At 47.8% G+C, this 788-nt stretch carries 1 protein-coding gene; it reads left to right on the plus strand.

The annotated features are described in order from the left end of the window. The coding region (locus ACTHSP_RS21035; protein WP_440346889.1) for a formylglycine-generating enzyme family protein at positions 1-703 on the plus strand (703 nt) is incomplete at its 5' end. Positions 704-788: the final 85 nt, after the last annotated feature.

Here is a 788-nt window from a genome sequence, read left to right on the forward strand (position 1 = left end):
ATTTGCTGCCGAAATGGTAAAAATCGAAGGAGGCAGCTACCGTCCTCTCTATCTCAAAAAAGAAACTTCCCTTATTAGAGTCAAACCTTTCCAGCTTGACAAATATCCGGTAACCAATGCTGAATTTGCCGAATTTGTGAAAACACATCCGCAATGGCAAAAAGGCAATATCGGCTCCAAACACGCTGAAAAAGCTTACCTGAAACATTGGGTAAAAAACGGCAGCAACAGTTTTGCGCCTAAAGCCAGCGAACTCAAACACCCGGTAACCAATGTTTCGTGGTTTGCCGCCAATGCCTACTGCGTTTCCAAAGGCAAACGTCTGCCGACTATTGACGAATGGGAGTTTGCAGGCTTGGCTTCTGCCACTCAAAAAGACGGCTCTGCCGAGCCTGGCTACAACCGCACTATCTTGGATTGGTATGCAGACGGCGGCCGCAACGGCCTGCACGACATCGGTAAAAACAAACCCAACTATTGGGGCGTATACGATATGCACGGCCTGATTTGGGAATGGACTGAAGATTTCAACAGCAGCCAACTCTCTGCCGGCTCATCCAACACACAAATGTTCTGTAGCGGCGCATCCGTAGGCTCAAGTGATCCGTCCAACTATGCTGCATTCTTACGCTACGGCATCCGCACCAGCCTGCAGTCCAAATATGTTTTAAATAACTTGGGCTTCCGCTGTGCAAGCAAATAAAGTTTAGTTTTTTATCACCAAAGCAGCTTTGGCGGTACTGAAAGGTATCGCCGCTTTTTTTGGCCGTCTGAAAAGATATGGCGCA

The sequence above is a fragment of the Neisseria sp. P0001.S005 genome, from assembly GCF_051963715.1.